Consider the following 21,816-nt stretch of genomic DNA (forward strand, 5'->3'; position numbering starts at 1 on the left):
CGTGGGAGTGATCGGTGCGGCGGTGCAGCTCGCCATTTCATTGTTTGTTCCAGTTGGTCTCGCATGGTACGGAAGAAAAAAAGGATGGCTTTCATGGAAAGCGCTCGGCGTCGGGGCAGTTGTGTTTCTCGTTTTCTCACAAGTATTGGAAAAAGCGCTGCACATCGCTGTGCTCGAACCGGGCCGGCCGGCGTTAAAAGGAACAGGCAGCGTTTGGCTCTTTGTCCTGTACGCGGCGCTTGCCGCTGGCGTGTTTGAAGAACTTGGCCGCTATGTCGGGTTCCGTTGGCTGCTAAAGCAACATCGCGGATATGGCGATGGTTTATCATTCGGGCTTGGGCACGGCGGGACGGAAGCGGTATTGCTCGGGGTGGTTGGCGCGGTCAACGTCATCGTGCTTGCGAGCCTGATTCAATCCGGATCATTCGACAAAACGATCGCCCCATCGCTTCCGGCAGGACAGGCGGAGCTGATCAAGGAGCAAGTGTTGCACACGCCGTTTGCGATGTACGTGTTGGGCGGCTTGGAACGGCTGTTTGCTTTGGCGGTGCATGTGGCGCTGTCGCTCCTCGTTTTGCTTGGCGTGCGCCAGCGGCAGTTCCGTTATGTCCTGTACGCGATTTTGCTTCACGCGGCGATGGACGTCTTGCCCGCGCTTTATCAAGCGAAAGTGGTCAAAAACATTTGGGTGGTCGAGGGAGTGCTGCTCATTTGGGCGGTTGCTGCAGTTTCGTTCATCCGCCGGATCAAACCGGCATTCGGACAGGGGGGAGAGGAACGATGATTCGTGTAAAACGGCTTGACCATGTGCAAATTTGCATTCCGTTTGGCGCCGAAGACGAAGCGCGCGCCTTTTACACCGGTGTGCTTGGTTTTCAAGAAATCGAAAAGCCGGAATCGCTGAAAGGAAACGGTGGACTTTGGTACAAAGTCGGCGATATCGAGCTCCATATCGGAGCAGAAAACCGCGACGGCTACAACAGCAAAAGCCACCCGGCGTTTGAAGTGGAAGATGTCGAAGCCGCGCGCCGCTATTTGGAATCACAAGGCGTCGTGACGCAAGACGAAAAACCGATCCCAGGGGTGAAGCGGTTTTCCTTTCGCGATCCGTTTCACAATCGGATCGAGTTGTTAGAAAAAGGATAAGATCGTTTCATAAGCCGTCCGATCGGGCAGTGCTCTTTTGCTCCTTCGCGATAGTAACCTCTTGTCATTCAGGGCATGCTAGAGACGAAGGAGGAATCGAGATGGAGAGAAAAGCGAACAACAAGCGCAACGACAAATCTGTCCGCACCGCTGATGCCCGGACGGCAGGCCGAGCAGCGATGAAGGAACAAACGGTGCAAGAGGCCTACAAGCAACGGGAAGAGCTGACGGCCGATTAAATCAAAAAGCGGGAGAAAGGACGCGTCCTTTCTCTCGCTTTTTTCGTTACGAATGCTCCTCTAAGCTTGCGACCGGCACGCTTTGCTTTTGATTCGGGTTGTCAAGCGGGTGAATCGTTGCTACGCCTTTTTGCTGATCGACATGCTCAATGTAAATGCGCTGGCCGTTGTACGTGACGTTTGCCATCACCGGCGACGACGCGATTTCTTGCGCCCGACGGACATCCATTTCCAACACCTCCTTTTTGCCGATAACACGTATAGTATGACATTTTTGCGATTTGACTATGCATGCGGTCGAGGGTGGAAATGAATAATTCACAGAACCATGTGCTAAATAATCAATAAACGAAACTGATCATCTTTTCCTAGCCGATTTGCGGATTTTAATGTAAACTATTTTTTATGAACAGTTTACATAAAAGGGGGATAGGGATGAAAACCGAACTGACCGTCAAACTGCACGAATGGGAACAAAAAGCGCAAAAACGCCAGCTGCGCCGGGCAGAGGCTTCAGGCGCTACGGTCATCCTGAACGGAAAGCCGATGTTGAATTTAGCGTCCAATAATTATTTAGGGTTGGCGGATGATAGGCGGCTCATCGAAGCGGGCTGCGAGGCGATGAGGGCATATGGGGCCGGAGCGGGCGCGTCGCGGCTCGTCGTCGGCAATCATCCGCTCTATGAGCGGGCGGAAGCCGCGTTGAAACAGTGGAAAAAAGCAGAGGCGGCTCTTATTTTCAACAGCGGCTACACGGCCAACATCGGCGTGTTGACAGCTTTAATTGGCCGAGATGATCTTGTCTTTAGCGATAAGTTGAACCATGCGAGTTTAATTGATGGCATCCGCTTGAGCAAAGCCGCCTGTTTCCGCTATCGACATCATGACATCGATCAGCTGGAATCATTGTTGAAGCAATCTCCGCCCGCGAAGCGGAAATGGATCGTCACCGATGCCGTCTTCAGCATGGACGGCGATATGGCGCCACTCGAGGAGCTGGTTGAGTTGAAGCGGCGTTACCGTGCCGTTTTGCTCGTTGACGAAGCGCACAGCGGCGGCGTGTTCGGACCGAACGGTGAAGGGCTGCTTCACCATTTCGGGCTTGAGAAGGAAGAGGATGTGATCGCCATCGGCACCTTCAGCAAAGCGCTTGGCAGCTTCGGAGCGTATGTAACGGGAGAGCCGTGGCTGGTCGACTATTTGATCAACAGCGCCCGCAGCTTGATTTTTACAACCGCCTTGCCGCCATCGGTCCTTGCCGCCAATGAGGCTGCCATTCATATTGTCCAAGCTGAGCCAAAGCGGCGCGAGCGGCTGCACGCCCTAAGCGAAAGATTCCGCACCAAGCTGAAGCGGCTTGGGTTTGACACAGGCGGCAGCGAGACGCCGATCGTTCCCGTGATCGTCGGTCCGAACGACCGGGCCGTGGCCATGAGCGAGCAGCTGCAAGAAGCTGGCATCGCGGCCGTCGCCATCCGGCCGCCGACCGTCCCTGAGGGGACAGCGCGCATTCGCTTTTCCATCACCGCCGCGATGACGGAAGAAGACATTGATATGGCCGTTGACTGCATCGCTTTGGCGGGGAAGCGGATTGGACTGATTTCGTAGGAGGAAACAGCATCATAATGATGGAACTGATGGAACGCGGGGGAAGAAAAACAAAAAACCAGCCGAACGTTTTTTCGGCTGGTTTCCTTCGATCGGGATGACAGGATTTGAACCTGCGACCCCACGCACCCCATGCGTGTGCTCTACCAAGCTGAGCTACATCCCGAAATGGATGGTGAGACATTTCCGATTATACAAGAAAAGCAGGACAAAATCAATGGCGAATTTTGCGTTGAGTTGGAAAAGGATGCCGTTGAAAGACTAGCGGCATCCTTGTTGCTGACAAGTCTGTTTTTTTCTGTTTTCATGCTCCTTTGAACGTATCTTCCTCTGTCTACCCGCCCCTGCTTTTGCGACAGAGAATTCGCCATTGATTATACGGCAAAGCATGCAAGATGTCCCGCTAAAGAACTCGTGATTGGAAACGAGTTGTTCAGCAGAGACTCTTTTTAAGTTGAGAAACTTTGCAAAATCGACTCGCCTTCCGCCACAAAAACCGCCGATAGGCCGAAAAGAATTGTTTTCCCGTCTTCTACACGCCTTGGAACACGAGCGCGGTGTCAATCGTTCCGATAACAGAATCGAACGTTTCTCCGCAGGCGATGATCGTCTCGGCGTATCGATCATGTTCGAGTGTGCACTGACGGATCGTTTTGTTGTATGGGTCGGCGATCCAGTATTCTTCCACTCCGTAGGCACAGTACAAATCTTTTTTCAGCGTCACATCAATTTTGTAGGTTGACGGGCTGACAACTTCGATGACGATGAGCGGCCGCCCCTTATAGCCGCCGATGATTTTTTCCGGCCGTTCGCAATAGACAGCGACATCCGGCTGGATAAACTCGTTCATCACTTTTCCGTTCTTTTCGAGTTTCACGGACAAGTTTGAAATCGGTTGACATGGGCTTTTTCCTTTGATCATGGAAACAAGATTGTGGCAAACGATTTGATGTTCCCATGACGGGGACGGGGACATGTTGATGGCTTCTTGCATGCTCCTCACCTCTTTTTCATTTCTTTTTCATTATACTTGAAACCGTTCTCCCTTGCCTACAACAGGTTGTTGAGAAAAAAGAAAACGCTAGGTTGCCGGGCAGCGTTCAAGTATACTAAAAAGAAAAGAGGAAAGGAGGCCGTTTTGATGCCGATGCCGGAAAAAGGGCAGCCGTTCACCTATGCGCAATACATGATGCTCGACGAAGATGTACGATATGAGGTCATTGACGGCCAAGTCTTCAACATGTCTCCCGCTCCGACGCCGAAACATCAGGCAGTGCAACGTGAATTGTTGGTGGAATTTGCGACATATTTGCGGGGGAAAGAATGCACCGTATTTGGCGCTCCGATCGACGTTTGTTTGGCGGAGAGAGATGATCCGGAACAAATTCGCGAATGGGTTGAGCCGGATCTTGTCGTTGTCTGCGACAAAAACAAAATTCGTGAAAAACGAATTGTTGGCGTGCCGGATCTCGTTGTGGAGATTATTTCAAAATCAACGGTGCGCAAGGATAAAATCGTCAAATTTCACCGTTACGAGCGGGCAGGGGTGAAAGAATATTGGATTGTCGATCCGATGAATGAGACGATTGATGTCTATGTGCTCGAAGAAGGGAGATTCCGCCACCAAGGGATGTATGTCCGCGATGATACGATTCCTGTTCGCATGTTTCCCGGATTTGTGATCGAATTGAAAAACGTATTTGCCGAAGAAGAATAAGAAAAACGGCTGCTGTTCAAACAGCAGGTTCAGGCTGTCGTCTTGAAGAGGAGTTGTTTTTCCGGCGGTCCGCTTGGCGAGGCAAAGCGCCCCCGTCGGAAACCTCAGCTGTTTGAAGCGTTTGGGCATAGAAACGGAAAAAATAGGCGATACTAACCATCGGTGATGCTTGTGTACAACCAAGAAGAACTGGTCCGCTTTGTCGAAGAAGCGAAGCAGTACGCCCGCTACGGAAAAGTAGCCGATTACATCCCCGCCTTGGGCAAGGCCGATCCGAACGAGCTGTCCATTGCGATCTACACGCCGGATGGGCGGGTCGTGGATGCTGGCGATGTGACAGTCAAGGTGACGCTGCAAAGCATTTCCAAAATTATTGCGCTCGCCCTTGTGCTCATCGACCGGGGCGAGGATGAGGTGTTCCATAAAGTCGGCATGGAGCCGACGGATTATCCGTTCCATTCCATTGCCAAATTAGAGGAAAAGCCTGCCAAGCCGCTGAATCCGATGATTAACGCCGGCGCGCTTGTCGTCACGTCGATGATTCAAGGCAGCTCGGTGTCCGAACGGCTGGAACGGCTGTTAGCGTTCGTCCGCCGTCTCGCTGGCAACGAATGCATTTCGTACTCCGACGAAGTGGCCCGCTCCGAATTTGAAACCGCGTTTTTGAACCGTTCGCTTTGCTATTTTCTCAAGCAGCATCGTATCATTGATGAAGATGTCGAAGAGCTGATGGAATTGTACACGAAACAGTGCGCCATTGAGATGACGTGCATCGACTTGGCGCGCATCGGCTTGGTGCTCGCGCTTGATGGACGCGATCCGCATTCGAGTGAGCCGCTCATGCCGCTTGATGTCGCCCGCATTTGCAAAACGTTCATGGTCACGTGCGGCATGTACAACTCATCAGGTGAATTTGCCATCAAAGTCGGCATTCCGGCGAAAAGCGGCGTCTCGGGCGGCATTCTCGCTGCCGTGCCCGGGCGGTGCGGCATCGGCGTTTTCGGCCCGGCTCTCGATGATAAAGGGAACAGCTTGACCGGGGTGAAACTGCTCGAGCGGCTGTCAAAAACGTATTCATTAAGCATTTTCTAAGGAGGAAATCACGATGAAAACATTTACGGTCCAGTTTCACCGCGAAGACGACGTCGAAGCGATGAACGTCGGCAAGTTGAGCCAAGAGGATTTTGACAAGGCGACCGAAGGCGGGACGCGGCATCTGTTTGACCTTGACACGAATATCGGCTATTTCGTCTTTTTTGACGCCGAGGACAACGAAGGCAAGGTATCGTATTTAATGCTTCAATACGAAGAAGACAGCGAAGACCCGAGCGCGTGCTACAGCTTTGAGCTGAAAGACTTTTACGAATTTATGGCGCTTTACTTAAACGACCTTGAATTCGCCGACGAAGAAGAAATGACGGAAGACGGCGAAGAGGAATACGGACCGATCCACCACCTGGCGCATTTGCTTTATCATATCGTCGAGGAAGGGAAGACGGTGGAGGTGTGAAGGAACATCCCAAGCGAGTTTGCTTGGGGTTCTTTGTTTATAAAGCAAAAAAAGCATTTAGGGACTTGACGAACGATTTTTCGGCAATGTAAGATGATTTTGTAATCGATTACATAACCAAGGTGCAAAAAGAAGCTGGCAAAGCGGGCAGGGTGACCGACGGCCTAGACAGGTTGCTTTGGTTGAACAGGGAAGCATGGGAACACTGCACGTTTTCAGCTTCGAGAGGAAAGCAAGAAAAAAGCGGACATGAGGGTGTTCATCGTTTTGTATGTAATCGATTACAAAGAATGTGTATAGACAAGCAGTGGGGGATGCCAAGTCAAAAGTCAATGGATGTCATGTCCAGGAGGTGATTGGGGCAGTCGAAGCAACCACTATACGCGATGCCATGCGGTGTTTGACAAATCCAAAATTTAAAGGGGGAGAATCATGGTGAAAAAGACACTCAAAACATCGGCTGTTTTGTTAGCGCTTACGATGGGGCTCGCGGCATGCTCCGGCGGCCAAAGCGAGAGCCAGACGGGCCAAGACAGCAAAAAAGAAGCAGGAAACACGGGCGAGTCGGAAAAAGTGAAAATTGTCTATGCCCGCGGCCAAGATTCGACGAAAGCGACCGAAAAAATCATCGAAGCGTTCGAAAAAGCGCATCCGAACATCAATGTTGAATTTCGTGAAATGCCGGCTGACACCGGGAAGCAGCATGATGCTTACGTTACGATGTTAAATGCGCAGTCATCGGAAATCGATGTCATGGATCTTGACGTCATTTGGCCGGCGGAGTTTGCACAAGCGGGTTATACGCTGCCGCTCGACCGTTTTATTGAGAAAGACGGCATTGACCTCAGCAAATACAACCAAGGGGCGCTTGCGGCCGGCAACTTTAATGGCAAGCAATGGGCAATGCCGAAATTTATTGACACCGGTATGCTGTTTTATCGCACCGACCTCGTGCCTGAGGAGAAAGTGCCGAAAACATGGGATGAATTGTTAAAGACGGCAAAAGAGCTGAAAGGAAAAGGCGGCACGAAGTTCGGTTATTTGATGCAGGCCAAGCAGTATGAGGGGCTCGTCTGCAACGCGGTAGAATTTATCGCTTCGTATGGAGGGAAAATTGTCGACGAAAACGGCAACGTCGTCGTCAACAGTCCCGAAGCTATTAAAGGTTTGAAAAAAATGGTCGAAATCGTTCAATCGGATGTCGTGCCGAGCAACGTGACAACGTTTATGGAACCGGAATCCCATACCGCGTTCATTGAAGGGCAGTCGCCGTTTATCCGCAACTGGCCATACCAGTACGCTTTAGCCAACGATCAAGAGCAATCGAAAATCGTTGGCAAAGTCGGCGTCGCGCCGCTTCCAGCCGGCGACAAAGGGTCGGCTGCTGCGCTGGGCGGCTGGATGACCGCCATTAACAAATATTCGAAACATCCGAAAGAAGCATGGGAATTTGTCAAATTTATGACGGGGCCGGAGGGGCAAAAAATTTCTGCGATTTATGGCGGTTTAGCGCCAACGCTTCCGGAATTGTTTAAAGATCCGGATGTCTTAAAAGCCAATCCGTTCTTTGCGGAAGAAGGATTTGTCAATGCGTTGAACGCCGCTGTGCCGCGCCCGGTCGTCCCGAACTACCCGGAAATTTCGGAAATCATCCAAATTAACGTATCCAAAGCGCTGGCCGGGGAGCTGACGGTCGAACAAGCTGTGGCCAATATGGAAAAAGAAATGAAAGCAGCCTTGAATAAGTAAGGCGAATGACTGGGCCGGCGCGCCGCAGCCGATCCGAATCCGGCCAACGCCGGCCAATGCCCCATCAGCCAAACAAAGAACGCAATTTTGTTTGACCATTTTCGGTTCATTAGCCTTCAGGCCGCCATCTGCCCGGTGCTGAAGGCTAATATCCTTTTCCAAGCAGAAGGGAGAGAACAGCGATGAGGAATGAAAAGCGAATGGAGCGCCTATTAGGCTATTCGCTTGTCGCGCCGGCCATGCTGCTCATTTTGGCGATTGCCATTTGGCCTGTCATCCAGTCCTTTTATTACAGCTTGTTCGACTATCGGCTCAACGACCCGACCAAATCGTCGATTCACTGGAGTTACAGCCTCGATCTGGAAGGATATCTACAAAACTATCCGTTCCTCAAAAGCGCTCTTAAGCAGGAAATGGCGGCTGCGGATGGACAAACGAAACAAACGTTGGCGCAAATCGAACAAAAACTCGCGAAACTGGACGAGGCGATCCGTTCCAACGATCAAGTGGCGAAGCAATATGACAAAGTGAACGAAGTGCTCGACAATTTCGAGACGCCAAGCGATGAGCTGAAGATCGCCGAGCTGGACAAACAGACGGCCGAGCGGCTGACCGACACGGTTCATGATGTCGTCCGAGCGCTGAAGGAGATGAAAAAAGCGGGCGAACTGCAGCAGGCGGATAAAGTCGTCGGCTTGGCCGAAGGGCTCGAAGGGGTCGTGATCGAGCCGAACTTTGTCGGCCTCAAGCATTATAAGGACAGCTTCAGCGACATGCGCTTATGGAAGGCGTTATGGAATACGACGTTCTTTACGGTGGTGTCGGTCGCCATTGAGCTAGTGTTAGGGCTCGGAATTGCGTTGCTCATCAATAAGGCCTTTTTTGGACGAGGGGTGGTGCGGGCGACGATTTTGATTCCGTGGGCGATTCCGACTGCCGTATCGGCGCTGATGTGGAAATTTTTATATGATGGACAAAACGGCATTGTCGCCAAATATTTCGAAACGGTCGGCCTTGTCGACCGGATGGGGGATTTGTTGACGACGGAAGCGGGGGCGATGTTTGCGGTCATTTTTGCCGATGTATGGAAGACAACCCCTTATATGGCGCTTTTGCTGCTGGCCGGGCTGCAAACGATTCCGAGTTCGTTGTATGAAGCCGCCTCGATCGACGGGGCTACCAAATGGCAGCAATTCACCCAAATCACGCTGCCTCTGTTAAAATCAAGCATTTTAGTCGCATTGTTGTTCCGCACGCTCGATGCGTTCCGCGTGTTCGACCTGATTTACGTCTTAACCGGCGGAGGGCCGGCGAACTCGACGGAGACGATTTCGATTTTAGCGTATAAAGTCATGTTCTCGCAGACGAATTTCGGCGCGGGGTCGGCGCTGGCGGTCGTTGTATTTCTCTGCGTAGCCATCATTTCGATGATTTATATTAAGTGGCTTGGAAAGGATTTGCTGTCTGACAGCGCGAGTGTGAAACGATAAGCGAGGTGGGATCATGACGAAAAAAGCAGGTCCGCTCTTTTACGTGTTTTTAGCCCTGTTTGTGTTCTTTGTGATGTTTCCGTTTTTATGGGTTTTGCTCAGTTCCATTAAGCCGCTTAGCGAATTGTTTGGCGACAAAGCGTTCGATTGGTTGACGAGCCATCCGACCTTAAAATCCTATGTATCGGTCTTTGTCAATTACCCGTTTTTGCGCTATTTATGGAACAGCACGGTCGTGGCGACCATTACGACGGTGTATACGGTCTTTGTCGCCGCGTTTGCGGCTTATGCGATCGCGCGCTTGGAGTTTAAGGGCAAGACGGTCATTCTCGGCTTGGTGTTGGCTGTATCGATGTTTCCGCAAATTGCCACCATTTCTCCGATTTACATGTTTGTGAAAAAGTTCGGGTTGACGAACAGCTACTTGGGATTGATCATTCCGTATACGACGTTTGCCTTGCCGCTCTCGATTTGGCTGCTTGTCACCTTTTTCCGCAAGATTCCGTTTGACTTGGAAGAAGCGGCGAAAATGGACGGGGCGACGCCGATGCAGACGTATTTTAAAATTATTTTGCCGCTCGCTGTGCCGGGGGTGTTTACGACGTCCATTCTCGTCTTCATTGCCGCATGGAACGAATTTTTATTTGCTTTAACGATCAACACAGCGGAAACATACAAAACCGTTCCGGTCGGCATTGCCATGTTCCAAGGCCAGTATACGATCCCGTGGGGCGAAATTTCCGCGGCCACCGTGATTGTGACGATCCCGCTCGTCATCATGGTGCTGTTGTTCCAGCGCCGCATCGTCTCTGGGCTCACGTCCGGCTCGGTAAAAGAATAAGGAACGAACGTGAAAAAGGATGCCAAGCGAGCATCCTTTTGTTTTTTGGGGTAATGCCCATTTTGAAACACGAAACAGAGGAGGAGCAGTTCTATCCGCTCCACTCCGTTCATATGTTAATGACAGACGGCTAACGGGGAGGGATGCGTAAAGGCCAAAGATGATATGATTAATATTCAGAATATTAACAAAATGGACGGTGGCAGCCGTGAAAGGGGGTGGAATTTGTTTTTACTCTTTTTTGCACCAATCAAGGGGAGGGGAAGGCGTGCGATTTGACCGTCCGTTTGAACAGTATGCGCTTGGCGAGCGCCACCGTTCGCGCGGGCGAACGATCACCGAAGCTGGTATTGTGCAGTTTGCCGGCGTTTCCGGAGATTTTTACCCGCTGCACATGGATGGGGAATACGCCAAGCGGACGCCATTTGGCGAGCGCATCGCATGGGATGTTGACGCTGTCGGCGGCGACGGGGCTGTGGATGATGGAGCCGGGAGTGGTTCTGGCGTTTTATGGCATCGATTCACTCCGTTTCGTTCGTCCCGTCAAGATCGGCGATACGATTTACGTGGAATCGGAAGTGAAGCGGTTGACGGAACGGGGCGAGGAAGCCGGGCTCGTCACGGTGCATCAGCGGATCGTCAACCAGCGGGAAGAGACGGTCGTCGATGCCGTTGTGCATGTGCTTGTTGCGCGGGAAGGAAATGCCTCTGCAAGAGCTTAGCGGCAAATGGGAAGTTTCGAGAATCGGTTGTAAGCGGTTTCAAAGAAGGGTAAAGATGATTCTTGAAAAAAATGGGCCTTATTGATCGATTTTTTCCTGCTGTCAGATCAAATGAACGGGAAGGAGTGTTGCCGATGGCGATGTCAACGATGGATGCGGCCGAATTGAAACGCCAAAAAAAGCGGGCGGCGATTTCCAGTGTAGTCGGCACGACGATTGAATGGTACGATTTCTTCCTTTACGGGACGATGGCCGCGCTTGTGTTTCCACAGCTCTTTTTCCCGCAAAGCGACCCGTACGTAGCGCTTATGCAGTCGTTTACAACGTTCGCCTTAGGGTTTGTTGCCCGGCCGGTCGGGGCTGCGATTTTCGGCCATTTCGGCGATAAAATCGGCCGGAAGGCGACGTTGGTCGCCACTTTGTTGTTGATGGGGCTGGCGACAGCATTGATCGGCTTGATGCCAACGTACGAACAAATCGGCTTATGGGCTGCAGTCTTGGTAACTATACTCCGTCTTATTCAAGGCATCGGGGTCGGCGGGGAATGGGGCGGCGCTATTTTGATTGCGATGGAGTGGGAAGAAGGAAAACGGCGCGGGCTGATGGCTTCCCTGCCGCAAATGGGCGTGCCGTTTGGGTTGTTGTCCTCTTCGCTCGTGACGACATTGATGCTCGCGACTGGCGGCGACAGCTTTTATGCGTGGGGGTGGCGTGTTCCGTTTCTGCTTAGCTTCCTGTTGATTGCCGTCGGGCTATATATCCGGCTGAAAGTGCTCGAATCGCCGCTGTTCCAAGAAGCGATGAAAAAACAAGAAACAAGCAAGATGCCAGTCGGCGAGGTTCTCGCCAAACACCCGCGTGAAATTCTTTGGTCCGCGCTTGCGCGGGTGATTGAAAACGGGTCGTTCTACATTTTTGTCACGTTTATCGTCAGCTATGGGACGACCTTTTTGAACATGGAAAAAAGCATTTTCGTCAATGCGACGATTATCGCTGCCATCATCAATGCACTTGCCATTGTGTATTCCGGCCATTTATCCGACCGATGGGGGCGGCGGCGCGTCTACATGACAGGAGTCATTTTGCTTATGCTTTGGGCGTTTCCGTACTATTGGCTCGTCAACACAAAAAGCGTAGGTCTGATCATGTTGGCGACGATCATCGCCATGGTGTTCCACGGCATGTTGTATGGCCCGCAGGCGGCCATGATCGCGGAAAACTTCCCGACGCGCTTGCGCTACAGCGGCGCTTCGCTCGGTTACCAGTTGGCATCGATCATCGCCGGCGGCCCAGCGCCGCTCGTGAGCACATGGCTGCTGCACAAATATGGCAGCGCCACGGCCATCTCCTTCTATATCGTCGTCATGGGCTTGATCTCGCTGGCCGGGGTGAAAATGCTGCAAGACCGTGCGCGCCAGGCGATTGATTAGATTAATCGGACTGAACTCCATTATGGGCGCCTTTGCGTTCGGGCAAAGGCGCCTCTTTAAACGTTCATCTTCTTTGGCGAGGAGACCCCGACTTCTAAGCGAGAGCGAAAGTCGGGGAGGAATCGCCCTTCCTCCTTTCAATTAACAATGTACTAGCATGCTCAACTCTTTTTAACTTTTTCCAGCTTGCTGAAGCATGCACTTTTGTGCCATCTAACAGCCGAAGGTCAAAATAACCACTGCTTCTTCTGCCAAATATAAAACATTCTTTCCTTTCGTATACCACCTTGTCAAACAGTTGAAACCCTTTGACAAATCGTGGAGCTTTGTTTGATTTTCGTTTTCCGCCTTTTAAGATGGTTGCTTTATGCAATTGACGGTTGTTTTTTCGAACGAATTTTAGAAGATAAACCGTGCCACTTGGCTTGGCTAGTGGATTTCCACTAATACAACGAGCATCCACCATATGAGATTTAGACAGTCCATTAGCAATGCGAATACATTTGGTGATATACCCGTATGTGATATTTGCATGCGAGTATTTTTCTCTTATCCTACTAAACATTGCCCATCGCATGGCGGTCATCTGACTAGCATCCCTCATAGGCGGTCGTTTGCGTTGAAATATATGCTCAAGCCCTTTTTCGTGAATTTCATGGTGGCATGTTTTGCATAGAGTGATCAGATTATCTGGTGAATCACCTCCTGTCTTTCGACTTTCAATATGATGCACTTGGAGAACAGGGTCTTTCTTTTTTCCTTTGCAATATTGACAAGTATGATTGTCTCTGTATAGAACATACTCTCTAACATTCCAAAACCCCATTTGTTCTCCTTGTTGATATTCCACCCCTCGGATATTTAGGTTTTTTAATTTCTGTGTATCGAATGCTGCTACCTCAATAGTGACAGATGTGACAGGGAGAATATTGTGAACTAAGTCAATCAACTTTATATGCGAGTTGATTTTGTGTTGAATAGATGGTGGTAACCATCCCTCTGGTTTTCTTCTGTTAAGAAATCTGGCTTCTCGGTAGCGAGTCTTTCTGTTTCTTCGACTTCTACGGAACTGTCTCCGTATAGCAAGTAATTCCACAATATCTGTTCGAAGTTGCGCTTCCGCTTCAAACAGCACATCTTTCTTTGTTGTTGCAGAAATTCCTACATGTCGTGTCCCCATGTCAACACCCAATGACACGGGTTGTTTGTAACCACTGCTACCATATAAAAGCTGGATGGTAAAAGGTGTCCTTCTTACTACTTTTGCTTTCTTCTGTTTTAGCAAAAGTCTTGCTTTCCTTGGTGAGCATGGCATGAGTGGTTTTCCATGCTTATTGATAATGTACACGAACAAGACGTGTACCTCCTTTCAGGAGTGAGTTCCTCCTCCCCAATGTTGGAAGGGCTTGTTCGGCAGACAGCACCGCTCCTACCCATCAGAGCTTTTAACCATCTGCGACAGGGTTACGGACTGGAGGAGCATCCGTAAGTGTCATGACCCTTCCAACGTAGCCATTGAATGGCTGAGGGTAGTCAACTAGGGCTTGCCAAGCCCCCACTTCAAAAGCCGTTAGGCTTTAAGTGGTGGGTAGTTGACGCTCATGATAATGGTTTTCTGCTTGAATCCGAATGTTTCATACAGTTTCATCGCTTGATTTCCTGCATATACACGTAAACGAATCTCTGAATATCCATCCTGTTTAAGATGTTCGATGCCAGCTTCTATTAATTTCCTTGCAATTCCCTTTCCCCTAAATTCTTCTAACACAAACAATTCGTAGATAAATCCATATATTTTCTCAGTGAGCGGGTCTTGGCTTGCTCCGATTAAAATCCAACCCATGAGATGATTGCCTTCCGTTGCGATCAAATAATAGCTTCCTTTCTGCAATAATGGCTCAATCAGTTGTTTGGCTTTTTCATCCGACGGTTTTGCCTCGCCTAATGTGCCATCGAATAATGCTTGTGGTGTGAGTGATAAAATCTTTTTGTATTCCAAATCGTTTGGTTTTCTAATTTCCATGGAGTTCTCCTCACATCACTATTTATTTTCCTATTCTTCAAGCAATGCCCGAACATCTTCCACTGGAAGATCCACCAACTGAGCAATGTCTTTCTCCGTCATTCCTTTGCGCGCCATGTTACGGATCAGTTGCTTCATTCCCTGTTTCATTCCTTGCTTGATCCCTTGTTGAAGCCCACGTTTCATCCCTTCTTCCCATCCCGCTTTCCTTCCCTTTTGCTCATAGGAAATGATCAGCTCCAACACTTTCTCTCTTTCTTTCGTTTCCATCGCCTTCACCTCTCTTTGCAGTTGTTGCTCTTCCTCCTCCGACAGCTTCACATATGTTTCAAAAAAGCCCAACAGCAGCCGCTGCCTCGCTTCATCCAGCTCCAATCGCACCAACATGCGCAAAAACTCTTTTTTCAACTCGACTTTCTCACTTTCAGTATACCCCATTTTGCCAAGATTCTGTTTTGTATTGGCTTCCCGTCATCCAAGCACCGACCTGCCAGCACCACAAATGTTCCTGAACTTTTGGTTCTTGTCGAAAGAGCGGGGGTGCGCTAGTCTTGGACAATGCTTGGATTCATCATGTGATACGTCTTTTATAGAGACGAAGTGTTGAACGCTGTCCCACCTGCGCTTGCGCTTGAAGGTGGGGGCATCGATTCATCCCATACTTACGCTTATGCGTGGAAGTGGAGGTCTTCCCGGTGCGGGATGATAAAAATCCATTTCTTTATATGAGAAAGGGGCAAACCATGTCTAAGACGGATCGAAAAAACAACGCTTGACAACCGCCCTGTCTTTCATATACGATGAAGATGTAATCGATTACATAACTGAGAGGACTATAACGAATGGCAAGCATAAAAGACGTGGCGAAACGGGCGAACGTATCGACGGCCACCGTGTCGCGCGTGCTGCGCAACGCGGGCAACGTCACTGAAGAGACAAGGCAGCGCGTGCTCGAAGCCATTGAAGCGCTGAATTACCAGCCGAACGTGCTCGGCCGGTATTTGCGGCGGATGGAGACCGAGACGGTGCTCGTCGTCGTGCCCGATATTACGAATCCGTTTTTCTCGAAGGTGCTGCGCGGCATTGAAGCGGTCGCCCTCAAGCACGGCTATCAGGTGCTGCTTGGCGATACGCAAAACGATGTCCGGCTTGAGGAGCAGTATTTGAATTTGCTGCCGCAGCGGCAAGTCGACGGGATGATTTTTTTGACCGCCCGCATCCGCAAAGAGCTGGTGGAAGAGATGGCGCGGCAGTTTCCGATCGTCTTGGCGTGCGAGTATTTGGAAGGGGCGGACATCCCGACCGTTTCGATCGACAACATCAGCAGCGCCCGCAAGGCGACAGAACACTTGATCCGCCTCGGCCATTGCCGCATTGCCCACCTGTCCGGGCCAATGAACATCATTTTAAGCCGCGATCGGCTGCGCGGCTACCAACAGGCGCTGGCCCAGCATGAGCTTGAGGCGGACGCTGCGCTCGTGCAGGAAGGCGATTTCACCTATGAGTCCGGATATAATTTGACGCTGAAGCTGCTCGCTCTTGAGAAGCCGCCGACCGCGATTTTCGCCGCCAACGATGAGATGGCGATTGGGGCGATCAAAGCGGTTCGCCATCGAGGCGGACGCGTTCCCGACGATGTGGCCGTTGTCGGATTTGACGACATTCAAATGGCCTCGATTTTTGAACCGAGCCTCACGACGATCGCCCAGCCGATGTTTGAGATCGGGCAAAAGGCGATGGAATTGCTGCTTGCGCTCATTGAAGGAACGAGCGCGCGGCGGCGTCAGCTTGTTCTTCCCGATCGGCTCGTCATTCGCGATTCGTGTGGAGGAGAGCGCTCTGAGCAAAGGGGCTGACAGCGCTCTCTGTTCGGTGCGGGGGAACGGGCGGATTTTTTTGCACGGTGATGTAATCGATTACATCACTTAGAAAACGGACGGCGAATCGGTGGAGCATATGGGACAGAGAAAACAAATGAGCGCAAGGGGGAAAAGGACATGGGAAACACACTTCCAATCCGCCTCGGCTTGATCGGAGCCGGAGGGATTTCCAATGAACACATCAAGGCGGCGCTAAACCTTTCGGAGCGCGCCGTCTTGCAGGCGATTTGCGACGTCAATGAACAAGCGGCCGCGGAAAAAGCGAAAACGTACGGCATCCGCAACGTGTACCGCGACTACAAAGAGCTGCTCGCCTCTCCTGATGTCGATGCCGTCATCATCACGGTGCCGAACTTTTTGCACGCCCAAGTGTCGGTCGACAGTTTGCGGGCCGGAAAACACGTTCTTTGCGAAAAGCCGATGGTGACGAAAGCGGAAGAGGCGGACGCCATCATCCGCGCCCGAGACGAATCAGGCAAGCAGTTTATGGTGGCGCTGAACAACCGCTTCCGCCAAGCGGCGCAATGGCTTCATGAGCGAATCCAATCTGGCGCGTTCGGTGAGATTTATTACGCGAAAACGGGTTGGGTGCGCCGCCGCGGCATTCCCGCATGGGGGGCGTGGTTTTTTGACCGCGAACGCTCCGGCGGCGGCCCGCTCATCGATTTGGGCGTCCATATGCTCGATGTGACGCTTTGGCTGCTCGGGAACCCGAACCCGGTCGCGGTGACGGGGAAAACGTACGCGAAGTTCGGCCCGCGCCGCCAAGGGGCATGGCCGGGAACATCGTTTGCGCCTGATGCCGCCTATACGGTCGAAGATTTCGCCTCGGCGTTCATCCAGCTCGAAAACGACGCGACGGTGCTGCTTGAGACGAGCTGGGCGTCGCATATTGAAGAAGAGCGGGCATATGTCGAGTTTCTTGGCACGGAAGGCGGCGTGCGCTGGGAGTGGAATATCGCCGGAAACCGCCAAGAAGTGAAATGGTTCCGCAACGAACACGGCGTTCCGGCCGATGTCACGCTTCATTTTGATGATCAAAGCGAACGGGTGGCGCTCCTTGACCATTTCTTGACGAGCATCGCCGAGAACACGCCGCCGCTTTGCACCGCTGAACAAGGGCTTACGATCGCCAAAGTGTTAGAAGCGATTTACGAATCGTCCGACCAAGGGCGGCAAGTTCGCATCGAATGGTGAGAAACGCTCCATGAATCGCACTGGCGTCCCAACGAGTCGCGAACATGGGGAAACATTCCAAAAAACACTCGGCCTAGCCGCATACAGGCAGGCCGAAAGAACCAAGGGGGATTCATGAATGACCACACCCATCCGCGTTGTCGTCTGGAACGAATTTCGCCATGAAAAGAAAGATGAACAGGTAAGAGCGATTTATCCGGAAGGAATGCATACCGTCATCGCGAACTACCTAGCCGAAGCAGGGTTTGACGCCGCGACCGCTGTGCTCGACGAACCGGAGCACGGCTTGACCGACGAGGTGCTCGACCGGTGCGACGTCCTCGTCTGGTGGGGGCATATCGCCCATGATGAAGTGAAAGATGAGGTTGTCGAACGCGTCCACCGCCGCGTGCTGGAAGGAATGGGGCTCATTGTCCTTCATTCCGGCCATTTCTCGAAAATTTTCAAAAAGCTGATGGGGACGACATGCAATTTGAAATGGCGCGAAGCCGATGAAAAAGAGCGTCTCTGGGTCGTCGCCCCGGGCCATCCGATCGTCGAAGGGATCGGGCCGTACATCGAGCTTGAGCAGGAAGAAATGTACGGCGAGTTTTTCGACATTCCGGAGCCGGACGAAACGATTTTCATCAGCTGGTTTGAAGGCGGAGAAGTGTTCCGCAGCGGCTGCACGTTTACGCGCGGGAAAGGGAAAATTTTCTACTTCCGCCCTGGCCATGAAACGTACCCGACGTACCATCACCCGGATGTGCTGAAAGTGATCGCCAACGCCGTCCGCTGGGCCGCGCCGGTCAACCGCGGGGAAATCGTCTTCGGCAACGTCAAGCCGCTGGAGCCGATCAAAGCGAAACAAGGAGGAGTGACGCAGTGAAACCGATCAACGTCGGCATTATCGGCACGGGCTTTTCCGCTTCTTCCCATATTGAGGCGCTCCGACGCCTGCCGTTGGTGAACATTGTCGCCATCGCCTCAAGCAGCCAAGAAAAAGCGGAGGAAGCCGCGCGCCGATTCGGGATTCCGAAAGCATACGGCGACTACCGCGCTTTAATTGACGACCCGGACGTCGAAGCCGTTCACAACTGCACGCGCAACGTTTCGCATTTTCCCATCAACAAGGCGGTGCTTGAGGCGGGAAAACATTTATTGTCGGAAAAGCCGCTCGCCATGGACAGCGAACAGTCGGCGGAATTGAAGCGGCTCGCTGAACAAAGCGAAAGCCTTAGCGCGGTCTGCTTCAACTACCGCCACTACCCGCTCGTTGTCGAGGCGAAAGAGCGGCTTGCCCGTGAGGCGAAGCGCGTCCATTTCGTGTACGGCGGCTATGTGCAAGACTGGCTCTTGTATGACACCGACTACAACTGGCGGCTTGAGCCGGCGCAAAACGGCCCGTCGCGCGCCATCGCCGACATCGGTTCGCACTGGTGCGACACAGTGCAATACGTGCTCGGAAAACGCATCGTCGAAGTGTTCGCCGACTTGCGCACCGTCCATCCGGTTCGCTACAAGCCGAAACAGGAAGGGAGCACGTTTACATCCGGCAGCAACCAAGACGCGGAGCCAGTCCAGATTGACACCGAAGACGGCGGCAGCGTGCTCGTCCATTTTGACGACGGCACCCATGGGGCGTTTACGATTTCCCAAGTGAGCGCTGGCCGGAAAAACCGGCTCTATTTTGAAATCGCCGCCGATGAGATGACGCTCGCCTGGGACCAAGAGCACCCGAACCGCCTCTGGGTCGGGCGCCGCAACGGCCCGAACGAAGAAATCGTCCGCGACCCGGCACTCTTGTCGCCGCAAGCCGCCGCTTACGCCCATTATCCAGGCGGCCATGAGGAAGGCTGGCCGGACGGGCTGAAAAACTTGTTCCTTGATTTTTACAGGGCCATTCTCCGCCAGCGTAGCGGCGAGGCGCTCGGGGAGCTTCCGTTTGCGACGATCGCCGACGGCCATCATACGATGACGATCGTCGACGCCATTTTAGAAAGCCATCGGACAAAACGGTGGGTGCCGGTCGCGAAATGACCGGCATCTCTCCGCGCTAAGGGGGAGGAAAGACGATGAAATTAGGGGTTTTTACCGTACTGTATCAACAATTACCGTTTGAGCAAATGCTCGACAAAGTCGCCGCCATGGGCATCGAAGCCGTTGAGCTTGGCACCGGGAATTACCCGGGCAGCGCGCATTGTGATCCGGATGCGCTCCTTGACCAGCCGGACAAAATCAAAGCGCTGAAAAAAGCGGTGCACGACCGCGGGCTTATGATCAGCGCGTTAAGCTGCCACGGCAACCCGCTCCATCCGGACAAAACGTTTGCCAAACAATCGCACGAAACATGGCGGAAAACGGTGCGGCTCGCCGAGCAGCTCGAAGTCCCGGTCATCAACGCCTTCTCGGGCTGCCCGGGCGACCATCCCGGCGCCAAATACCCAAACTGGGTCACGTGCTCTTGGCCGCCGGATTACTTGGAAATTTTAAAATGGCAATGGGAAGAAGTCGTCATCCCGTACTGGCGCGAAGAAGCAGCGTTCGCCAAGGAGCACGGCATCACGCAAATCGCCTTTGAAATGCATCCGGGCTTCGTCGTCTACAACCCGGAAACGCTCCTCAAACTGCGCGAACACGTCGGTGAAGCGATCGGCGCCAACTTTGACCCGAGCCACTTGCTTTGGCAAGGCATCGACCCGGTTGAGGCGATCAAACTGCTCGGCCGCGAAAAAGCGATTTTCCACGTCCATGCGAAAGACACGTACTTAGACGAAGCGAACATCCGCAAAAACGGCGTGCTCGATACGAAACATTACAGCCAAATTCTCGATCGCTCATGGGTGTTCCGCACCGTCGGCTACGGGCAAAGCGAAAAAATGTGGCGCGACATCGTCAGCGCCCTGCGCGCCGTCGGCTACGACTACGTGCTGTCAATCGAACACGAAGATATGCTCGCTTCGATCGATGAAGGGCTGTCAAAGGCCGTCGCCCTCTTGAAAAAGGTGTTGTTCAAAGAAGAACTGCCGGAGATGTGGTGGGCATAAAAAGAAGGCGGCAAGGAGCTAGGGGCTCTTTGCCGCCTGTATGCTTGCTTTGACATCTGCCGCCAAGAGATCTCACGTTTTCGACATAGGGGCTTCATGCGGACATTCGTTCGGCCGCAAACAGTTTCTTTTGGAAAGCCAACGTTGTCTCTTGTCCGTTCGGGCGCTTCTGTGACGAAGCGGTCATGAACGCCAGCGGACGGACTCTTCCCAGCGGTTGATCAGCTTCATCAGCATCCGAACGGAAAACGACAGAAGAAAGATCGTGACAAACGAATGCATCCATGTCCACGTATGGTACGTGATCAAATTTGTATACTTTTCATAAAGAACTTCTATGAACGTCAAAGCGGCTGTATACAAGGCGCATTGTCCGACAATGCCGAAAAAGCTCGAATGGTACGACGTTCGATAAAAATACACGCACATGATCGGATACAGAAAGTATTCAAACAAGATGCTCGTGTCGAAGTATTGCCCCAAAAACCTCACGGGATAGTCGAGCAAATGCTTTTCGACCACAATGACACCGAAAAAGGTGGAAAAATAAGCTTTCAATAAAAACACGAGAATCACGTCTTTAATGGGCGGTTTGCGCAAGCTGAAAACCAATAGGATGAGGCCCAGCGCCAGCAACACCCATAAGTGGATTCGATCCATGTCTCGTCAGGGGTTCTGTTGTCCAGCCTGTGCTGTGCGGCCGATCAGAATGTCATAGATCCACCGGGCGTTTGATCAGGCATGGGCGCAAGCGCGGCTGTAGACCGATTCATGCAGGGCACCCAAGGCGCAGCCCCCGTTTACATCGCGTGCGCCGTCTCACGGCCGATGCGCCCTTTCATGAACAGTAGCCGATGCCCATCCACCGTCAAATCGATCATCGCCCCGTTCAATATGTCTTCGCCTGATTTCCGCCCGTTCGCCTGCAAATACTTCACTCGATACCATTTTCGTCCATATTCAAAATAGAGATACTGTCCGCGCTGGAAATCGATCCAAAACTTCACCCGCTCGCCGTTCACGGTCTTCCATACATACCCCCAAGCCCGGTCTTGGCGGATCGGCGCCATTTTCGGGCGCGCGGAATTGATGGCTTCTTGACACTCCGCACGGCTAAAGCCATGGGATTCTTGGGTCGTTCGCGTCCTCATCCATTTCTGGTTCGGACCACGCCCAAGTTCAGGGGTGTGTCATCACCCCGTCCCATCGGGTTAGAATGTACCCCGATGGGCGGCGCA

Annotated in this window: 22 protein-coding genes, 1 tRNA gene and 2 pseudogenes; 17 read left to right on the forward strand and 8 right to left on the reverse strand. The window is 52.2% G+C overall.

The genetic code is table 11. From position 1 onward, the window contains the following. Position 1 precedes the first annotated feature (1 nt). From ACVX3G_RS09945 to ACVX3G_RS09955, 3 genes are all read left to right on the forward strand, one after another. Positions 2 to 784, forward strand: coding sequence for a YhfC family intramembrane metalloprotease (locus ACVX3G_RS09945; protein ID WP_042382290.1), 783 nt, complete (start codon positions 2 to 4; stop codon positions 782 to 784). Continuing rightward, positions 781 to 1,146, forward strand: a complete 366-nt coding sequence (locus ACVX3G_RS09950) for a VOC family protein (protein ID WP_014196160.1) — start codon at positions 781 to 783, stop codon at positions 1,144 to 1,146. Before ACVX3G_RS09945 ends, ACVX3G_RS09950 begins: the two co-directional genes overlap by 4 nt. A gap of 101 nt (positions 1,147 to 1,247) precedes the next feature. Next, on the forward strand, positions 1,248 to 1,385 hold the full coding sequence (locus tag ACVX3G_RS09955; protein ID WP_011231615.1) for a hypothetical protein: 138 nt from the start codon (positions 1,248 to 1,250) through the stop codon (positions 1,383 to 1,385). A 46-nt stretch (positions 1,386 to 1,431) separates the two neighbouring features. Here the strand turns inward: ACVX3G_RS09955 and ACVX3G_RS09960 are convergent, their stop codons facing one another. Further along, on the reverse strand, positions 1,432 to 1,614 hold the full coding sequence (locus tag ACVX3G_RS09960; RefSeq protein WP_011231614.1) for a small acid-soluble spore protein H: 183 nt from the start codon (positions 1,612 to 1,614) through the stop codon (positions 1,432 to 1,434). Positions 1,615 to 1,820: 206 nt separating this feature from the next. Between ACVX3G_RS09960 and bioF the strand changes: the two genes are divergently transcribed. Further along, complete coding sequence (gene bioF / locus ACVX3G_RS09965) at positions 1,821 to 2,993, forward strand: 8-amino-7-oxononanoate synthase (RefSeq protein ID WP_011231613.1); 1,173 nt, start codon at positions 1,821 to 1,823, stop codon at positions 2,991 to 2,993. 92 nt (positions 2,994 to 3,085) lie between these two features. On the opposite strand, the gene ACVX3G_RS09970 is transcribed toward bioF, so the two are convergent. Both ACVX3G_RS09970 and ACVX3G_RS09975 read right to left on the reverse strand, forming a co-directional pair. Continuing rightward, positions 3,086 to 3,159 (reverse strand) — tRNA-Pro (locus tag ACVX3G_RS09970). Between the two features lie 366 nt (positions 3,160 to 3,525). Beyond that, positions 3,526 to 3,987 (reverse strand): Uma2 family endonuclease, encoded by a 462-nt coding sequence (locus ACVX3G_RS09975; RefSeq protein WP_014196158.1) that lies wholly within the window; start codon positions 3,985 to 3,987, stop codon positions 3,526 to 3,528. Positions 3,988 to 4,134: 147 nt separating this feature from the next. Between ACVX3G_RS09975 and ACVX3G_RS09980 the strand changes: the two genes are divergently transcribed. The 8 genes and pseudogenes from ACVX3G_RS09980 (at position 4,135) to ACVX3G_RS10015 (ending at position 12,452) form a co-directional block, all read left to right on the forward strand. Continuing rightward, positions 4,135 to 4,710, forward strand: a complete 576-nt coding sequence (locus ACVX3G_RS09980) for a Uma2 family endonuclease (RefSeq protein WP_014196157.1) — start codon at positions 4,135 to 4,137, stop codon at positions 4,708 to 4,710. Positions 4,711 to 4,875: 165 nt separating this feature from the next. Further along, positions 4,876 to 5,802, forward strand: a complete 927-nt coding sequence (glsA, locus tag ACVX3G_RS09985; protein WP_021321807.1) for a glutaminase A — start codon at positions 4,876 to 4,878, stop codon at positions 5,800 to 5,802. A 13-nt stretch (positions 5,803 to 5,815) separates the two neighbouring features. Next, a complete protein-coding gene (locus ACVX3G_RS09990) occupies positions 5,816 to 6,220 on the forward strand; it encodes a hypothetical protein (RefSeq protein ID WP_014196154.1) in 405 nt (134 codons plus the stop codon). A gap of 432 nt (positions 6,221 to 6,652) precedes the next feature. Next, a complete protein-coding gene (locus tag ACVX3G_RS09995; RefSeq protein ID WP_014196153.1) occupies positions 6,653 to 7,969 on the forward strand; it encodes an ABC transporter substrate-binding protein in 1,317 nt (438 codons plus the stop codon). Positions 7,970 to 8,151: 182 nt separating this feature from the next. After that, positions 8,152 to 9,459 carry a carbohydrate ABC transporter permease gene (locus ACVX3G_RS10000; protein ID WP_021321806.1) on the forward strand — a complete coding sequence of 436 codons (1,308 nt, stop codon included), beginning with the start codon at positions 8,152 to 8,154 and terminating at the stop codon, positions 9,457 to 9,459. A 13-nt stretch (positions 9,460 to 9,472) separates the two neighbouring features. Continuing rightward, positions 9,473 to 10,300 carry a carbohydrate ABC transporter permease gene (locus tag ACVX3G_RS10005; RefSeq protein WP_014196151.1) on the forward strand — a complete coding sequence of 276 codons (828 nt, stop codon included), beginning with the start codon at positions 9,473 to 9,475 and terminating at the stop codon, positions 10,298 to 10,300. Between the two features lie 268 nt (positions 10,301 to 10,568). Continuing rightward, positions 10,569 to 11,022 (forward strand): annotated as a pseudogene (locus ACVX3G_RS10010) (MaoC/PaaZ C-terminal domain-containing protein). A 134-nt stretch (positions 11,023 to 11,156) separates the two neighbouring features. After that, entirely contained in the window at positions 11,157 to 12,452 is a 1,296-nt protein-coding gene (locus ACVX3G_RS10015) for an MFS transporter (protein ID WP_021321804.1), read from the forward strand. A 94-nt stretch (positions 12,453 to 12,546) separates the two neighbouring features. Here ACVX3G_RS10015 and iscB read toward each other — a convergent pair whose 3' ends face one another. The 3 genes and pseudogenes from iscB to ACVX3G_RS10030 all read right to left on the reverse strand — a co-directional run. Then, a complete protein-coding gene (iscB, locus tag ACVX3G_RS10020) occupies positions 12,547 to 13,800 on the reverse strand; it encodes an RNA-guided endonuclease IscB (RefSeq protein ID WP_223812651.1) in 1,254 nt (417 codons plus the stop codon). A gap of 222 nt (positions 13,801 to 14,022) precedes the next feature. Continuing rightward, positions 14,023 to 14,475 carry a GNAT family N-acetyltransferase gene (locus ACVX3G_RS10025; RefSeq protein ID WP_014196147.1) on the reverse strand — a complete coding sequence of 151 codons (453 nt, stop codon included), beginning with the start codon at positions 14,473 to 14,475 and terminating at the stop codon, positions 14,023 to 14,025. A gap of 30 nt (positions 14,476 to 14,505) precedes the next feature. Beyond that, a pseudogene (locus ACVX3G_RS10030) lies at positions 14,506 to 14,922 on the reverse strand (RpnC/YadD family protein); the annotation flags it as partial. A gap of 395 nt (positions 14,923 to 15,317) precedes the next feature. On the opposite strand from ACVX3G_RS10030, the gene ACVX3G_RS10035 reads away from it, so the two are divergent. From ACVX3G_RS10035 to ACVX3G_RS10055, 5 genes are all read left to right on the forward strand, one after another. Further along, on the forward strand, positions 15,318 to 16,331 hold the full coding sequence (locus tag ACVX3G_RS10035; RefSeq protein WP_014196145.1) for a LacI family DNA-binding transcriptional regulator: 1,014 nt from the start codon (positions 15,318 to 15,320) through the stop codon (positions 16,329 to 16,331). Between the two features lie 141 nt (positions 16,332 to 16,472). Further along, entirely contained in the window at positions 16,473 to 17,552 is a 1,080-nt protein-coding gene (locus tag ACVX3G_RS10040; protein ID WP_014196144.1) for a Gfo/Idh/MocA family protein, read from the forward strand. Between the two features lie 118 nt (positions 17,553 to 17,670). Continuing rightward, a complete protein-coding gene (locus ACVX3G_RS10045; protein ID WP_011231598.1) occupies positions 17,671 to 18,420 on the forward strand; it encodes a ThuA domain-containing protein in 750 nt (249 codons plus the stop codon). Further along, positions 18,417 to 19,571: a Gfo/Idh/MocA family protein gene (locus ACVX3G_RS10050; RefSeq protein ID WP_014196143.1), complete on the forward strand. Its 1,155-nt coding sequence runs from the start codon at positions 18,417 to 18,419 to the stop codon at positions 19,569 to 19,571. The genes ACVX3G_RS10045 and ACVX3G_RS10050 overlap by 4 nt, the downstream gene beginning before the upstream one ends. A 35-nt stretch (positions 19,572 to 19,606) precedes the next feature. Then, positions 19,607 to 20,578 (forward strand): sugar phosphate isomerase/epimerase family protein, encoded by a 972-nt coding sequence (locus ACVX3G_RS10055; RefSeq protein WP_014196142.1) that lies wholly within the window; start codon positions 19,607 to 19,609, stop codon positions 20,576 to 20,578. Positions 20,579 to 20,761: 183 nt separating this feature from the next. Here the strand turns inward: ACVX3G_RS10055 and ACVX3G_RS10060 are convergent, their stop codons facing one another. Together ACVX3G_RS10060 and ACVX3G_RS10065 are read right to left on the reverse strand one after the other, a co-directional pair. Beyond that, the gene (locus ACVX3G_RS10060; RefSeq protein ID WP_014196141.1) at positions 20,762 to 21,238 is read right to left on the reverse strand and encodes a CBO0543 family protein; all 477 of its coding nucleotides are present in this window, start codon (positions 21,236 to 21,238) and stop codon (positions 20,762 to 20,764) included. Positions 21,239 to 21,378: 140 nt separating this feature from the next. After that, positions 21,379 to 21,729 (reverse strand): hypothetical protein, encoded by a 351-nt coding sequence (locus ACVX3G_RS10065; RefSeq protein ID WP_011231594.1) that lies wholly within the window; start codon positions 21,727 to 21,729, stop codon positions 21,379 to 21,381. Between the last annotated feature and the right edge of the window lie 87 nt (positions 21,730 to 21,816).

It is taken from the genome of Geobacillus sp. PLS 41, assembly GCF_056494105.1.

Excerpts from the sequence above, each read along its gene's own strand:
- ACVX3G_RS09950 (WP_014196160.1), top strand. The coding sequence starts at position 781 with ATGATTCGTGTAAAACGGCTTGACCATGTGCAAATTTGCATTCCGTTT.
- ACVX3G_RS09955 (WP_011231615.1), top strand. The coding sequence starts at position 1,248 with ATGGAGAGAAAAGCGAACAACAAGCGCAACGACAAATCTGTCCGCACC.
- ACVX3G_RS09960 (WP_011231614.1), bottom strand. The coding sequence starts at position 1,614 with ATGGATGTCCGTCGGGCGCAAGAAATCGCGTCGTCGCCGGTGATGGCA.
- bioF (WP_011231613.1), top strand. The coding sequence starts at position 1,821 with ATGAAAACCGAACTGACCGTCAAACTGCACGAATGGGAACAAAAAGCG.
- ACVX3G_RS09975 (WP_014196158.1), bottom strand. The coding sequence starts at position 3,987 with ATGCAAGAAGCCATCAACATGTCCCCGTCCCCGTCATGGGAACATCAA.
- ACVX3G_RS09980 (WP_014196157.1), top strand. The coding sequence starts at position 4,135 with ATGCCGATGCCGGAAAAAGGGCAGCCGTTCACCTATGCGCAATACATG.
- glsA (WP_021321807.1), top strand. The coding sequence starts at position 4,876 with ATGCTTGTGTACAACCAAGAAGAACTGGTCCGCTTTGTCGAAGAAGCG.
- ACVX3G_RS09990 (WP_014196154.1), top strand. The coding sequence starts at position 5,816 with ATGAAAACATTTACGGTCCAGTTTCACCGCGAAGACGACGTCGAAGCG.
- ACVX3G_RS09995 (WP_014196153.1), top strand. The coding sequence starts at position 6,653 with ATGGTGAAAAAGACACTCAAAACATCGGCTGTTTTGTTAGCGCTTACG.
- ACVX3G_RS10000 (WP_021321806.1), top strand. The coding sequence starts at position 8,152 with ATGAGGAATGAAAAGCGAATGGAGCGCCTATTAGGCTATTCGCTTGTC.
- ACVX3G_RS10005 (WP_014196151.1), top strand. The coding sequence starts at position 9,473 with ATGACGAAAAAAGCAGGTCCGCTCTTTTACGTGTTTTTAGCCCTGTTT.
- ACVX3G_RS10015 (WP_021321804.1), top strand. The coding sequence starts at position 11,157 with ATGGCGATGTCAACGATGGATGCGGCCGAATTGAAACGCCAAAAAAAG.
- ACVX3G_RS10025 (WP_014196147.1), bottom strand. The coding sequence starts at position 14,475 with ATGGAAATTAGAAAACCAAACGATTTGGAATACAAAAAGATTTTATCA.
- ACVX3G_RS10035 (WP_014196145.1), top strand. The coding sequence starts at position 15,318 with ATGGCAAGCATAAAAGACGTGGCGAAACGGGCGAACGTATCGACGGCC.
- ACVX3G_RS10040 (WP_014196144.1), top strand. The coding sequence starts at position 16,473 with ATGGGAAACACACTTCCAATCCGCCTCGGCTTGATCGGAGCCGGAGGG.
- ACVX3G_RS10045 (WP_011231598.1), top strand. The coding sequence starts at position 17,671 with ATGACCACACCCATCCGCGTTGTCGTCTGGAACGAATTTCGCCATGAA.
- ACVX3G_RS10055 (WP_014196142.1), top strand. The coding sequence starts at position 19,607 with ATGAAATTAGGGGTTTTTACCGTACTGTATCAACAATTACCGTTTGAG.
- ACVX3G_RS10060 (WP_014196141.1), bottom strand. The coding sequence starts at position 21,238 with ATGGATCGAATCCACTTATGGGTGTTGCTGGCGCTGGGCCTCATCCTA.
- ACVX3G_RS10065 (WP_011231594.1), bottom strand. The coding sequence starts at position 21,729 with ATGAGGACGCGAACGACCCAAGAATCCCATGGCTTTAGCCGTGCGGAG.